This window comes from Halomonas sp. KM-1 (assembly GCF_000246875.1).
GTDB lineage: Bacteria > Pseudomonadota > Gammaproteobacteria > Pseudomonadales > Halomonadaceae > Halomonas > Halomonas aerodenitrificans.
The window spans coordinates 12,551-24,461 of sequence record NZ_BAEU01000146.1; the positions used below are offsets into that span (position 1 = coordinate 12,551).

The 11,911-nt window shown below is 62.0% G+C and carries 12 protein-coding genes and 1 tRNA gene; 7 read left to right on the top strand and 6 right to left on the bottom strand.

From position 1 onward, the window contains the following. Positions 1–5 precede the first annotated feature (5 nt). From B8115_RS18330 to B8115_RS18355, 6 genes are all read right to left on the bottom strand, one after another. Positions 6–899 (bottom strand): carbohydrate ABC transporter permease, encoded by an 894-nt coding sequence (locus tag B8115_RS18330; protein ID WP_010629299.1) that lies wholly within the window; start codon positions 897–899, stop codon positions 6–8. Between the two features lies 1 nt (position 900). Further along, positions 901–1,785: a carbohydrate ABC transporter permease gene (locus B8115_RS18335; protein WP_010629300.1), complete on the bottom strand. Its 885-nt coding sequence runs from the start codon at positions 1,783–1,785 to the stop codon at positions 901–903. Further along, positions 1,782–2,879: an ABC transporter ATP-binding protein gene (locus tag B8115_RS18340; protein WP_010629301.1), complete on the bottom strand. Its 1,098-nt coding sequence runs from the start codon at positions 2,877–2,879 to the stop codon at positions 1,782–1,784. Before B8115_RS18340 ends, B8115_RS18335 begins: the two co-directional genes overlap by 4 nt. Further along, positions 2,879–3,967 carry an ABC transporter ATP-binding protein gene (locus B8115_RS18345; protein WP_010629302.1) on the bottom strand — a complete coding sequence of 363 codons (1,089 nt, stop codon included), beginning with the start codon at positions 3,965–3,967 and terminating at the stop codon, positions 2,879–2,881. The genes B8115_RS18340 and B8115_RS18345 overlap by 1 nt, the downstream gene beginning before the upstream one ends. 51 nt (positions 3,968–4,018) lie before the next feature. Further along, the gene (glpK, locus tag B8115_RS18350) at positions 4,019–5,551 is read right to left on the bottom strand and encodes a glycerol kinase GlpK (RefSeq protein ID WP_010629303.1); all 1,533 of its coding nucleotides are present in this window, start codon (positions 5,549–5,551) and stop codon (positions 4,019–4,021) included. A gap of 345 nt (positions 5,552–5,896) precedes the next feature. Beyond that, entirely contained in the window at positions 5,897–6,475 is a 579-nt protein-coding gene (locus tag B8115_RS18355; protein WP_010629304.1) for a YqaE/Pmp3 family membrane protein, read from the bottom strand. A gap of 368 nt (positions 6,476–6,843) precedes the next feature. On the opposite strand from B8115_RS18355, the gene B8115_RS18360 reads away from it, so the two are divergent. From B8115_RS18360 to B8115_RS18390, 7 genes are all read left to right on the top strand, one after another. After that, entirely contained in the window at positions 6,844–7,251 is a 408-nt protein-coding gene (locus B8115_RS18360; protein ID WP_010629305.1) for a CBS domain-containing protein, read from the top strand. Between the two features lie 445 nt (positions 7,252–7,696). Further along, a tRNA-Gly gene (locus tag B8115_RS18365) sits at positions 7,697–7,770 on the top strand. A gap of 951 nt (positions 7,771–8,721) precedes the next feature. Then, the gene (locus tag B8115_RS18370) at positions 8,722–9,162 is read left to right on the top strand and encodes a LexA family transcriptional regulator (protein WP_010629306.1); all 441 of its coding nucleotides are present in this window, start codon (positions 8,722–8,724) and stop codon (positions 9,160–9,162) included. Next, positions 9,159–10,445, top strand: coding sequence for a Y-family DNA polymerase (locus B8115_RS18375; RefSeq protein ID WP_010629307.1), 1,287 nt, complete (start codon positions 9,159–9,161; stop codon positions 10,443–10,445). The genes B8115_RS18370 and B8115_RS18375 overlap by 4 nt, the downstream gene beginning before the upstream one ends. A 312-nt stretch (positions 10,446–10,757) precedes the next feature. Beyond that, entirely contained in the window at positions 10,758–10,955 is a 198-nt protein-coding gene (locus B8115_RS18380; RefSeq protein WP_026038227.1) for a hypothetical protein, read from the top strand. A 105-nt stretch (positions 10,956–11,060) separates the two neighbouring features. Then, positions 11,061–11,402: a type II toxin-antitoxin system RelE/ParE family toxin gene (locus B8115_RS18385; protein WP_010629309.1), complete on the top strand. Its 342-nt coding sequence runs from the start codon at positions 11,061–11,063 to the stop codon at positions 11,400–11,402. A gap of 10 nt (positions 11,403–11,412) precedes the next feature. Further along, positions 11,413–11,715 carry a helix-turn-helix domain-containing protein gene (locus B8115_RS18390; protein WP_010629310.1) on the top strand — a complete coding sequence of 101 codons (303 nt, stop codon included), beginning with the start codon at positions 11,413–11,415 and terminating at the stop codon, positions 11,713–11,715. Positions 11,716–11,911 lie beyond the last annotated feature (196 nt).

Below are 11,911 nucleotides of genomic sequence, written 5' to 3' on the forward strand. Positions count from 1 at the left end.
CCCCTTCAGGTCCGGCCCAGGGCAAAGCCCTTGGCGATGTGATTGCGCACGAAGTAGACCACCACGATGCCCGGGATGATGGTCAGCACACCGGCCGCGGCCAGGGTGCCCCAGTCGATGCCCGAGGCCGTCGAGGTACGCGTCATGATCGAGGCAATGGGCTGGGCGTTGGTGGCGGTCAGGGTGCGGGAGAGCAGCAGCTCGACCCACGAGAACATGAACAGGAAGAACAGCGTCACGCCGATTCCCGAACGGATCATGGGCAGGAAGATGGTCACGAAGAAGCGCGGGAAGCTGTAACCGTCGATATAGGCGGTTTCATCGACCTCCTTGGGCACGCTGCTCATGAAACCTTCGAGGATCCAGATCGCCAGCGGGATGTTGAACAGGCAGTGCGCCAGCGCCACGGCGATATGGGTATCGAACAGGCCGACCGAATAGTAGAGCTGGAAGTACGGCAGCAGGAACACCGCCGGCGGCGCCATCAGGTTGGTCAGCAGCCAGAAGAACAGGTGCTTGTCGCCGATGAAGCGGAAGCGGCTGAAGGCATAGGCCGCCGGCAGCGCCACCGAGATGCTGATCAGCATGTTCATCAGCACGTAGGCCAGCGAGTTCACGTAGCCCATGTACCAGTTGGCATCGGTGAAGATGCGTGCATAGTTGGCTACGGTGAAGTTCTGGGGCCAGAACGAGAAGCTGCCGAGAATTTCGCTGTTGGTCTGGAACGACAGGTTGAGCAGCCAGTAGATCGGCAGTATCACGAACACGAGATAGAGGCCGAGCAGTGTGCGGCGGCGCCAGCGGGTGGTGACGTTACGTGCCCGCTTGCGGCGTAGTGCAGCGGCTTCGGCGGCCTGCTGGCGCACGCTTTCGGGGGTGGTCGGTACGGAGCTGGTCATATCAGGCTCCTCCCTGAGTGGTGTTGTCTTTCTGGCTGTTCATGATCGCGGTGTAGAAGACCCAGCAGACCAGCAGAATGATGAGGAAGTAGATCAGCGAGAACGCCGCCGAGGGGCCCAGGTCCTGCTGGCCGATGGCCATGGTGGTCAACGACTGGCTGAGGAAGGTGGTCGAACTGCCCGGCCCGCCGCCGGTGAGCACGAACGGCTCGGCGTAGATCATGAAGGAGTGCATGAAGCGCAGCAGCACGCCGATTACCAGCACGTTGGTGAGCTTGGGCAGTTGGATATAGCGGAACACCGCCCACTTGGAAGCCCGGTCGATGCGCGCCGCCTGATAGTAGGCATCGGGAATCGAGCGCAGGCCGCTGTAGCACAGCAGAGCGATCAGCGGGGTCCAGTGCCACACGTCCATCAGGATGATGGTGGCCCAGGCATCGGCGGGATTGCGGGTGATGTTGTAGGCGTAGCCCAGCTCGCGAATGCCCACCCCCATCAGGCCGATGTCGCCGCGGGTGAAGAGCTGCCAGATGCTGCCCACCACGTTCCACGGAATCAGCAGCGGCAGCGTGATCAGGATCAGCACCGCCGAGGCCTGCCAGCCGCGCTTTGGCATCAGCAGGGCGATGCCGATGCCCAGCGGCACCTCGATGGCCAGGATGGTGAAGGAGAAAGCGAACTGACGCAGCAGCGCCGCCTGCAAGGCAGGGTCGTTGAGCATCACCTCGAACCACTCGGTGCCGGTGAAGAAGCGCGTGTTGGCGTCGAACACGTCCTGCACCGAGTAGTTGACCACCGTCATCAACGGGATGATGGCGGAGAACGCCACCAGCAGTAGCATGGGCAGGATCAGGAACCACGCCCGGTTGTTGTAGACCTTGTTCATTGCCCCACCTCCACGCGGAACTCGTCGATGTACAGGTTCAGCCACGCTTCGGGGAAGCGAACGTAGGCATACCGCGCAGGCAGCGGCCGGTCCTCCCCCAGGCGCGCCCGGAACGGTATGCCGGCGAAGGTGAACGACACGATGCGGTAGGTGCCGAGGTCCTGCACGTTGTCGATCTCGACGGGATAGCTGGCCTCGCCCGGCTCCGTCAGCACCTCCACGAACTCCGGGCGAATGCCGAGCTTGACGTTGCGCGAGCGGGAGCGATGAATGGCATCGCGCAGGGCGGGCGGCAGCGTCAGATCGACGGCGCCGGTGCGTACGCCCGTTTCGGTGCGCGCCACCTCCATCAGGTTCATGCCGGGGCTGCCGATGAAGTAGCCGACGAAGGTGTGTGCCGGGGTCTCGAACAGCTCACGCGGGGTGCCGAACTGCACCACCTGGCCCTCGTACATCACCGCGATCTTGTCGGCGAAGGTCGAGGCCTCGAGCTGGTCGTGGGTCACGTAGATCATGGTGATGTTGAAGCGCTCGTGGATCTCCTTGAGCTTGCGCCGGAGCTTCCACTTGAGCTGGGGGTCGATCACCGTGAGCGGCTCGTCGAAGAGGATCGCCGAGACGTCGTCGCGTACCAGGCCGCGCCCCATGGAGACCTTCTGCTTCTCGTCGGCGGTGAGGTTGCGCGCCTTGCGCTTGAGCAGCGAGGTGAGATCGAGCACGTCGGCCACTTCCGCCACGCGCTCGCGAATCTTGGCCGCCGGCGTGCCCACGTTGCGCAGCGGGAAGGCCAGATTTTCGTACACGGTCATGGTGTCGTAGACCACCGGGAACTGAAACACCTGGGCGATGTTGCGCTCTTCGGGCGGCAGCTCGTTCATGACCCGGTCGTCGAACAGCACCTGCCCATCCGAAGGCGTCAGCAGGCCCGAGATGATGTTGAGCAGGGTCGACTTGCCGCAGCCGGAGGGCCCCAGCAGTGCATAGGCGCCACCCTGGTGCCACACATGCTCCATTTCGCGAATGGCGTAATCCTCGGGACCCGAGGGGTTGGGCGAATAGCTGTGCGCCAGCGACTTGAGAGTTATCTGGGCCATCAGTGCGCTCCTGGCCGAGACGGAATGTGCACGACGTCGCCATTCCGGTCGAAGGCATAGATCTTGTGGGTCGGGAAGTAGACCTTGAGCGGCTGGTCCACGGCGAACTCGTGCACCCCTGCCAGATGCAGCACCAGATGGAACAGCTCGTTGCGCACGTGCAGGAAGGTTTCCGAGCCGCTGATCTCGGCGATGTCGACCTTCACCTCGAGTTCGAGATCGTCCTTGGTCCGGCGCTCGAGCCCGATGTGGGAGGCCCGCACGCCGAACTGGTACTGCCCCGGCGAAAGGCCCGCCAGATCGCGATTGAGAGGGAAGTGCACGTTGCGGTCGAAGGTCACCTCCGTGCCCGAGACGATGGCCGGCACCACGTTGATCGGCGGCTCGGAGAACATCTCGGCGGTGAGCACGTCGCGCGGGCGGTGGTAGACGTCTTCGGTGGGGCCGTACTGCAGCAGGCGCCCCTCGTGCAGTACCGCCGTGTGCCCGCCCAGGGCCAGCGCCTCGTTGGGCTCGGTGGTGGCATAGACGGCAATGCAGTTGCGCGCCTTGAACAGCTCGCGCAGCTCCTCGCGAAACTCCTCGCGCAGCTTGTAATCGAGGTTGACCAGAGGCTCGTCGAACAGGATCAGATCGGCATCCTTGACCAGCGCCCGGCCCATGGCGGTGCGCTGTTGCTGGCCGCCGGAGAGCTCCGCCGGATAGCGCTCCAGCAGATGCTCGATGTGCAGCATGCTGGCCGTCTCGTGAACCCGGCGGCGTATCTCCTCCCGCGGCACCCGCGCCAGCTTGAGCGGCGAGGCGATGTTGTCGTAAACGGTCATGGCCGGGTAGTTGATGAACTGCTGATAGACCATCGAGACGTTGCGCTTGCGCACCGAGGTACGCGTGACGTCCTCGCCGTGCATCAGCACCCTGCCGCGGGTGGGCGGCTCGAGGCCTGCCATGATGCGCATCAGCGTCGTCTTACCGGCCAGGGTTCGCCCCAGCAGCACGTTGAAGGAGCCGGGCGCCAACTCGAGGTTGACGCCCTCGATATGCACGGCTCCATTGACCACGTGATCGATGTTTTCAAGTATCAAGGACATGCTGAACTCTTTGTCGTCGTTATTGAGTCATGGGTGAGCCCCAGGCGGGCTCTAGCCGGCGAGCGACAATGCGTGCTCCGTCGCACATCCGGCAGAAAGTTCGCGCTCGCTCTTCACCCGCTCCACGGCAACCTGCCAGCCGGCATAGAGCGACTCGCGGATATCCGCCGGCATGCGTGGGAAGAAGGTGCGCTCGCACTGCCAGTTGGCCGCCAGCTCGTCCAGCGAGCGGAACCAGCCGACACCCAGCGCCGCCAGATAGGCCGCTCCCAGGGCCGTGGTTTCGCGCACCGCCGGGCGGTCGACCTCCTGCCCCAGCACGTCGGCCAGGCACTGCATCAGCCAGCCATTGGCGACCATGCCACCGTCGACCCTCAGCCTGCCCTGGCCGAGGCCGACGTCCTGCTCCATGCAGCGGTGAAGATCGCGTGTCTGGAAGCACACCGAGCGCAGCCCGGCGGCCACCAGCTCGGCAATACCGGTATCGCGGGTGAGACCGAAGATCGCCCCGCGGGCACGCGGGTCCCAGTGCGGCGCCCCCAACCCGGTGAAGGCCGGTACCAGATAGACGCCGCTGCCCGCACGGGTCTGCTCGGCCAAGCGCTCGGTCTCGGCGGCGTCATCGAACAGCTTGAGCCCGTCGCGCAGCCACTGCACCGTGGCCCCGGCCACGAAGATGCTGCCCTCCAGGGCGTAGGTGGGAACGCCGTCGATCCGATACGCCAGAGTGGTCAGCAGGCGGTTGTTCGAGACCACCGCCTGCTCGCCGGCGTTGAGCATGATGAAGCAGCCGGTACCGTAGGTGCTCTTGACCATGCCGGGTTCGAAGCACGCCTGGCCGACCAGCGCGGCGTGCTGGTCGCCGGCCACGCCGGTGATGGGAATGGGGTGACCGAACAGGCCGGGCTCGGTGCTGCCGTAATCGCTGCTGGAATCGCGCACCTCGGGCAGCACTGCAGCAGGAATGTCGAACAGCGTCAGCAGCTCCGCATCCCACTGCTGGGTGTGAATGTCGAACAGCAGCGTGCGTGAGGCGTTGGTGGCATCGGTCGCGTGGTGTCGACCGCCGGTCAAGCGCCACACGAGATAGCTGTCGACGGTGCCGAAGGCCAGCTCGCCGCGCTCGGCGCGCTGGCGCGCCCCCGGTACGTTGTCGAGAATCCAGGCCAGCTTGGTAGCGGAAAAATAGGGGTCGATCAGCAGCCCGGTGCGCTCGCGTACCCGTTCGGCATGGCCGGCGGCATTGAGCGCATCGCAGTGCGCCACCGTACGCCGATCCTGCCACACGATCACGGGATGAATCGGCGCGCCCGTGGCGCGATCCCAGACCACGGTGGACTCACGCTGGTTAGTAATACCGATTGCTGCGATGTCTCGAGGCGCAACACCGGTACGCTGCAGAACCTCTCGGCAGACCCCGATCACCGTCTGCCAGATCGTTTCGGCGTCGTGCTCCACCCAGCCATCGTCGGGAAAAGATTGAACGAGCTCCTGCTGAGCGATGGCCAGCGGGCTCAGGGAGCGGTCGAAGAGAACGGCGCGCGAGCTGGTCGTGCCTTGATCGATGGAGAGTAGGTAGGACATTAGCCTCGCCCGATTATTCTTGTGGGTCGAAGTTGAGGCCCTGGCTGATCGAAACGAAAACTAACCACTCGGTCAAATGTTCGATTTCAATCAAAAATAGCCCCAAATGTTCGTTTACGATAGCGAGACTAGCTTAACGATCATTAGAGGGCAACAGACATGTTCGCCAAGACACCTAGACCTTAGTCTATGGAATTGCTCTTGCGATTCCCTTTGCGAAAGCGCTGCGAATAGCGGCTCATGGCGTGCGAGCCCGAGCATATTGCTTTCGTTTTCAATCTCACTATTCACAAACGAAAATGAATGTCTGGTGCACAGGTGGCCTACCAGGAGCCCGGAAGGACATCACCCAAGCCGGCGCTTCAGCCACACCCAGGCGTAGATGCAGCCCGGCACCCATCCCAGCAGGGTCAATGCCAGGCTGTAGACGACTCGCTTGGCGCCCCCCTGGGAGAGGCCCACCGCCAAGGGTGGCAACAGGATGGCAAGCACCTTGAAGGCGAAGCGCAGCGCTGAAGGCATCGGCTCGGCCGGCGATGATGACGCTACCGGCGAGGGCGGAAGCGACAATGACGATGCGCCTCGTTCAGCCTCCGGGCCCGGCCTGGTAGCGCTTGCCGGAACGGTGTCGTTGGCGGGGGTATAGTGCTGCACCGCCTCATCCGCCTCCCGCGCCCTCCGTTCGATCTCCAGAGCCCGACGATGCGCCTCGTGATCGATCTTCTGATCGATGCCTTCCGCCCCCTCTGCCAGCTCGTCGTGGTAGCGCTCCCAATCTTCCCAATCGTGAGGAGTGCCCGCTCGAGGCTGGTGCCCACCGGCCTGGCGGGCACGCTCCCATGCCTTCTCTTCCAGCGTATTGGGACGCTCCTCGTCGCGACTGCCATCGAGGCCCTTTCGTGCCATGTACTCACGCGCGTCCATCTGCTCCTCCATCGCCCACTATGGTGGGGTGCGCCAGGGTGTGGTGCGCCAGCCCACCTCTCAAATTAGGCTGTGCTTGAAAAAGTGCCTAGCCTGCACTCCCCTTCTAAAACATTGGATTCGCCTCTACCCACCCATGTTCCGGTGCCTGGGATCACCGCCCCAGCAGGCCAGCCACAGCGTTGGCAAGGTGTTGAAGACGCTGTTTAAGCCCGAAGCGATTCAGCTATGCTGAAAGTGTCCGTAAAAGGAAGCGCTGAACAAAATCGTCGAGCGAGTTGAAGCGGCCAGGTTCGTTCCCGACCAGCGATGCGCTCGCGCAGGCGTTTGTGCAGTGTTTCCAAAGCGCTCGAACAAGGAGATGCGCCATGCAAACCAGGGCCCCTACCATCGTTCGCGAGATCATGTCCCGGGATTGCTACCGGGTCACGGCCAACACCTCGATCACGACGCTGGCCAAAGGCCTGGCCCTGCACCGCCTGCCAGGCGTGCCGGTCGTCGATGACAATGACAACCTGATCGGCTTCATTTCCGAGCAGGACGTGCTGGGCAAGCTGCTGCAGAGCGCCTATCTCAACGATGAAGCGCCACTGGTCAAGGAGCTGATGCGCAACGAAGTACTGTCGGTCTCGCCCACCAAGAGCATCACCGACCTGGCGCAGGAGATGCTGGGCCAGAAGCCCAAGGTCTACCCGGTAACCGAGCAGGGTCGCCTGTGCGGCATCGTGACTCGCCGCGACGTGCTGACCGCCATCCTGCGCATGCGCCATAATTGAACCCGCCGGGCCCTTGCCGAGCCAACGGCAGCCGGGCCTGACACGCTTCCTGAGCGAAAGCAGCAGGCCCCACGAACCGGGCCTGCTTTGCCGTGTGCCCACCTGCCAGCCTATCGGCAGTACAAAAAAAACCGCCCATGGGGTCATGGGCGGCAAGATCGAAACTGCGAGCCAGAGCAACAGTGTTAGCGACTGCCATCGCGCTGTTGCCTGTATCAGATATGACAGCAGCAAGCAAAAAAGTTCGCCACTGTTCGATAATTTTTTTGTCCGTTTGTCACCACGATCTCTGGCGCGCGCCGCCCAAGACGCGCACAACCGCACCGTGCCGCCTATCACGACACGAAAAAGCTCAGTAAAAACAGTGGCATGAAAAAAAGCAGCAACTAGTCGACAGGATGGCTTGCAATGCTCAAGCCCTTGGTTTTACTATCGAAACCCCTCTGCGGGTGTAGCTCAATGGTAGAGCAGAAGCTTCCCAAGCTTAAGACGAGGGTTCGATTCCCTTCACCCGCTCCAGCGTCTCCCCAATCCATTGATTTCTCCAGCCTCCCTTCCTCAGCAAGGGTTGATGGCTACATGTGTGGCTATACCAATGGCTACGGTAACGGCAAGCTGGCGGCGCGGAACCCTGGACCGTGAATGCGAAAGCCCAGAACGCGAAAGCCCGGCCATGAGGCCGGGCTGGGTCTTCGCTTCCTTTCCACTTCCTCAAGCCTCCTGCTTGAGCCTCCTTGGTTCCTGAGTCTCCCTTGACGTGTCCTTCCCTGCAGGGCCTCCGTGCCCGATGCGCCTACTATGCCAGCCAAGACGTGCGCCATGTATTAGCTTTGACTTCAATTGTTGTAAGAGATTGCCGACTCGAGCTGTCAGCTTTGGCCCCTCACGATCAGGTACTGAGTCGTGAACCCGCTGTAGCTAGGTGAAAAAACGCCAATAAAAGAGCCCCGGCGGTGGCCAGGGCAGGCTCGATGAGACGCGATATTTTGGCGAACCCGTAAGAACGCGAAACCATAGCGTCTCTCGCATGGGAGACGGATACCGGGAACAGCTGACGAAGGAAGCCGTGTCGCCTGGCTGGTGTGCCAACAAAAAAAAGCCCGACCGCACGGGCCGGGCTTCTATCGATGCGTCCCTATCCAACCAAACCTTGGGCATCCTGCCCAAGCCTCCTTGGGGTAAGAGCATTCCGTCGCTCGGCCTTCCCTGTAGGGCTTTCCCTAGCCCGTTACCCACAGGGTAGTAGCTTCGCGCCAGCAGTGGTTTAACTCAGGATATCGAAAGGCGTAAGAAATTTGCTTCGTGTTTGTAGGCTATCTCCTACAAAGGAGTCTGATTACGCCGCCCTTCGCTCACCTTCGCCAGGCCGACACGCTCCCCAAGCTAACTTCCATTAGCACTTACCTGTTGCCTGACAGTGCCAGTGTCGCAAATACTGTACAAAAACACAGAAAACACCAAGGGACTCACATGACACTGGCAAACCTCATCCCAGCTCACCCCGAGCCACCACCGCTTGCGCTGCCTCACCCGCTGGCCCTGGGCCGCGCCGGCCTCAGCGGCTTTCCCAGCCCGGCGCAGGACTACGAAGGCCGTACGCTCGACCTCAACGAGCGCCTGGTCAAACGCCCCTCGTCGACGTTCTTCATGAGCGTGACCGGCGACAGCATGGAGCGCCTGGGGATCCACGAAGGCGATCTGCTGCTGGTCGATCGCTCACTCGAGCCCCGCCCCGGCCATATCCTGGTAGCTTTGGTCGAGGGTGAGATCACCGTCAAGCGATACGAGCTGCGCGGCAAGGTGCCGTGCCTCTGCTCGGGCAATCCACGCTATGCGCCGATCCCGCTCGTCGACATCGAGTGTCAGGTGTGGGGCGTGGTGCGTGCGGTCATCCACGAGTACCCGGTATGAGCATGATCGGTCTGGTCGATTGCAACAGCTTCTATGTCAGCTGCGAGCGCGTCTTCCAGCCCCGGCTGTGCGGTTTACCTGTTGGGGTAATGTCGAATAACGACGGCTGCGTCATCTCGCTCTCCGACGAGCTGAAGGCCCTCGGCATCAAGTTGGGAATGCCATCCTTCAAGCTTCAGCCTCTGGTACGCAGCGGGCAGATCCACCTGCTCTCCTCCAACTACGAGCTCTATGGCGACATGAGCCAGCGGGTGCAGGCAGTGCTTGAGGAGTTCAGTCCAGCCGTAGAGCCCTACTCCATCGATGAGATGTTCGTTCGCTTCGACGGCTTCGCCCACGAGCCACTGCTCGAACACGCCCGGCAGCTGCGCCGGAAGGTGCGCCAGTTCACCGGCATTCCGGTATGCGTAGGCGTGGCCCCCACGCGCACCCTGGCCAAGCTGGCGAACCGTGCCGCCAAGAAGATTCCGGCCTGCCAGGGCGTCTGCATACTTCACGCCGGCAGCGCGGAAACCCGCGACCTGCTGCAGAACACCCCCCTGGGCGATGTATGGGGCGTGGGCCGGCGGCTCGTCGAGCGTCTGGCCCTGATGGGCATCAAGAGCGCCTGGGACCTCGCCCAAGCCAACCCGAAGGAGATCCGGCGCCACTTCTCGGTCACCCTCGAACGCACCGCCCAGGAGCTGCGCGGTGTGTCCTGTATCGAAATGAGCGACCTCGATGAAGCCCGCCAGCACATCATGACCAGCCGCTCGTTCGGCAGGCTCACCGACAGCCTGGACGAGATTCGCGAGGCGATTCGACAGTACGGCCAACGTAGCGCCGAGAGACTGCGCCGCCAGAACGGTCTCGCCAAGGCGGTGCTGGTGTTCCTCAAGACCAACCCGCACCGGCAGGACCTGCTGCCACACTCACCGAGCCTGGTACTCGAACTGCCCCGCCCCACCGCCGACAGCCGCGAGATCCTGCATGCCGCCGGCCACGCCCTGGAGCGGATCTACCGCAAGGGCCACCTGTACCAGAAAGGCGGCGTGATGCTGCTCGACCTGATCGACGCCGACCGCCAGCAGCTCTCTTTACTGGATACGCCCCAGAGCGATGCCGAGCGGCAGCGCAGCCAGAAGCTGATGGACGTGCTGGATACCCTGAACCGCAGGATGGGGCGCGATACGGTGAAGCTAGGCATGCCCACCCCCGGGGCGGCGTGGCATTTGCGCTGCGCCCATCGCTCGGATAGGAGCACGACACGCTGGGATGAGCTGCCCAAGGCCAGGGCGCTATAACGCGAAACCCGGCCGTGAGGCCGGGCTGAATCTTCGCTTCCTTTCCACCTTCTCAAGCATCCTGCTCGAGCATCCTTGGTACCGAACAATCCTTTGCTCTGTCTTCCCTGAGGGGCTCTCCGTTGCCCCGTTATCCATAAGGTAGCCGCTCCAAGCGGAACGTGGTTTAACGCACGATATGAAGCGACGTAAGACATTGCCGCTTCGCTTTGTAGGAAATATCTTACAAACACTTCGAAATGGCGGCCCGCTGGGCCCTCATCCCGTCTCTGCACTACCCTTCACAGTGAACGGCGCGACATGGAGGACGACATGGACAAGGCCGTCATCGACGTGATCCGCGAGAAGGAGCAACTGCCCGACAGCATGAGCGACAGCGAAATCGCCCGGGAGTACAAGGGGACCTATACCGCCGCACGCGCTGCGGTGAGCCTGGAGCACAAACCGCTCGACCAGGTGCTCGCGGATGCCATGGCCAAGGTGCTCCCGTTCATGAGGAAGAAGAAGTAGCCCGTGGCGTACGCCCCCTGCCCGATCTCGACGACATGTGGAATCCGACTTGATTATAGGAAAAAACCTATATAGCCTTCTCCCTATAGGCGAAGGATGATTCCCATGTGGCAAATAGAGCAGACCAGGACGTTTGAGGAGTGGTACTTTTCGTTGGACGAGACCGACCGAGAGAACGTGCTGGCAGCGCTCTTGATGCTGAAGGAAAGGGGACCGATGTTGCCACGGCCCCACGCGGACACCGTGAACGGCTCACAGTATCGCAACATGAAAGAGCTGAGGATCCAGAGCCAGGGGCGACCGCTAAGGGCCTTCTTCGCCTTCGACCCTCGGCGAGCAGGTATCGTGCTGTGCGCTGGTGACAAGACCGGCAACAAACGTTTCTATGATGACATGATCCCAGTGGCAGACCGGGAATACGCGGCTCACCTGGAATCACTGAAGTGAGGTGTAAACCATGGCCCGCACACTAGACCAACTCATTGCCAACGAAAGCCCCGAGGTCGTCAACCGCGCCAAGGAAAAGGCCGATGCGATGCTGCTGGAGCTACGCCTTGCGGAAATTCGCCACTTGGTTGAAATGACTCAGGCCGAAATGGCTGAGGCTCTCGGAGTCAAGCAGCCGACCATCGCCGGCATGGAGAAAAGCGGCCAGGATCTTCGCTTGAGTTCTCTCAAGCGCTATGTTGAAGCTATTGGTGGGAAGGTTCGCCTGGATATCGAGTTGCCGGATGGTACCCATCACGGGTTTCCCGTGTGACCGGTACGCATTATCGTGTCCAGCTCTACGCAGGTAGACGTGAGAGTAAGCTTGCCCAATCCCTAGCCTCCCATGAACACTGCCTAGATTGTGGTCTGCTTACGCGCGATGCGTACGCACACGAGGTATGAGAAACTACTGCCCTGTTTCCGACGCTTCCTGATCGTCGCCACGCGCATCCACCGATGTGCCAAAT

Bases quoted from the DNA above. Each gene is read 5' to 3' on its own strand.
- glpK (WP_010629303.1), bottom strand. From the start codon at position 5,551: ATGTCCTACCTACTCTCCATCGATCAAGGCACGACCAGCTCGCGCGCC.
- B8115_RS18375 (WP_010629307.1), top strand. From the start codon at position 9,159: ATGAGCATGATCGGTCTGGTCGATTGCAACAGCTTCTATGTCAGCTGC.
- B8115_RS18330 (WP_010629299.1), bottom strand. From the start codon at position 899: ATGACCAGCTCCGTACCGACCACCCCCGAAAGCGTGCGCCAGCAGGCC.
- B8115_RS18385 (WP_010629309.1), top strand. From the start codon at position 11,061: ATGTGGCAAATAGAGCAGACCAGGACGTTTGAGGAGTGGTACTTTTCG.
- B8115_RS18380 (WP_026038227.1), top strand. From the start codon at position 10,758: ATGGACAAGGCCGTCATCGACGTGATCCGCGAGAAGGAGCAACTGCCC.
- B8115_RS18345 (WP_010629302.1), bottom strand. From the start codon at position 3,967: ATGTCCTTGATACTTGAAAACATCGATCACGTGGTCAATGGAGCCGTG.
- B8115_RS18340 (WP_010629301.1), bottom strand. From the start codon at position 2,879: ATGGCCCAGATAACTCTCAAGTCGCTGGCGCACAGCTATTCGCCCAAC.
- B8115_RS18370 (WP_010629306.1), top strand. From the start codon at position 8,722: ATGACACTGGCAAACCTCATCCCAGCTCACCCCGAGCCACCACCGCTT.
- B8115_RS18355 (WP_010629304.1), bottom strand. From the start codon at position 6,475: ATGGACGCGCGTGAGTACATGGCACGAAAGGGCCTCGATGGCAGTCGC.
- B8115_RS18390 (WP_010629310.1), top strand. From the start codon at position 11,413: ATGGCCCGCACACTAGACCAACTCATTGCCAACGAAAGCCCCGAGGTC.
- B8115_RS18335 (WP_010629300.1), bottom strand. From the start codon at position 1,785: ATGAACAAGGTCTACAACAACCGGGCGTGGTTCCTGATCCTGCCCATG.
- B8115_RS18360 (WP_010629305.1), top strand. From the start codon at position 6,844: ATGCAAACCAGGGCCCCTACCATCGTTCGCGAGATCATGTCCCGGGAT.